Source organism: Actinokineospora lacus, from assembly GCF_053813445.1.
The window spans coordinates 1-1,202 of record NZ_JBQERA010000039.1; the positions used below are offsets into that span (position 1 = coordinate 1).

1 protein-coding gene is annotated in these 1,202 nt (G+C 66.2%); it reads right to left on the minus strand.

Going from position 1 to position 1,202, the window contains the following annotated elements:
- Positions 1–12 precede the first annotated feature (12 nt).
- Positions 13–1,110: an IS630 family transposase gene (locus ACTG9Q_RS32945; protein ID WP_455576858.1), complete on the minus strand. Its 1,098-nt coding sequence runs from the start codon at positions 1,108–1,110 to the stop codon at positions 13–15.
- Positions 1,111–1,202 lie beyond the last annotated feature (92 nt).

A 1,202-nucleotide genomic window follows, 5' to 3' on the forward strand; every position in this document is an offset into this window, starting at 1 on the left:
GCTAGTGCTGCGTCACGCAACCTTGGTTGGGTAATGGGTCCAGGTGCGGATGGGTGAGTCGGTGGCGAAGCCGGTCTTGGGGTGGGCTCGTGTGTTGCGCCAGCGGATGTAGGCGGCGATGGCGGCGTTCTGCTCGGTGTGGGTGCGGTGGTCGGTGCCGTTGAGGGCGAAGTAGCGCAGGGCGGTGAACTCGGCCTCGATCCAGTTCAGCCAGCTGGAGTAGGTGGGCAGGAAGACCAACTCGACGTGGTTGTGGGCGGCCCAGCCCAGGACGTCGGGGTGGCGGTGTGGGGAGAAGTTGTCGGCGACGATGTAGAGCTTCTGGCCTGGCCATCGGTCGCGCAGTGCTTTGAGGAGGTCGAGGAACTCGCCGTGGCGTTTGCGGCGCCGGATGCGGTAGTGGATCTTCCCGGTGGTCAGGTCGAGTGCGGCGAGCATGTGCATCACGCCGTGGTGGCGGTTGTAGGTGGCGCGTAATCGGTGCGGCGCCCCGGTCGGTCGCCATGCCTTGCCCTTGCGGGGCATCAGGTTCAGTGGTCCGAACTCGTCGACGCAGATCACCCGGCCGTCGGTGGGCGGGTGATCGTAGAGGTCCAGGATCCGGTGCATCTTCGCCAGGAAATCCGGGTCGGTGGACGCCTTCCAGGTGGAAGTGCTCTGCCACGAGACGCCGCCGGCGCGCAGGATGCGGCGCAGGGTTTCCCGGCTGATCTCCGCGACGGTGCCGCGGTCGAGCAGATGGTCGCGCAGCTTGGACAGCGACCAGGTCGAGAACGCGGTGATGCCCCACGTGGCGGGGGACGTCCTGGCGATCAGACAGATCCGCTCACGGACCTGCTCACCGATCACCCTCGGGCGTCCCCCGCTCCATTTTGGGTCCAACGCCGCGAACCCCCGCTCGTTGAACGCATGGATCACATCACGCACATAATCGGCGCTGACCTGCATCAACGACGTGATGTCAGGCACCGCCTGCCCCTGGGCGGACATCAAGACCACGATCGCCCGACGCAACCGCACCGGGTCCTTCGCAGTCCGCCCGATCCGGGCCAGCTTCCGGCCCTCCTCCATCGACAACGACCGGACGAACACCTCCGGACGACGACCCACGACCACCTCCCGCTCGACATGGGAGAACCAGCCTGGCCCGTCAACCAACCAGACCGATTACCGGGTCAACGTTCCGAGATGCAGCACTAGGT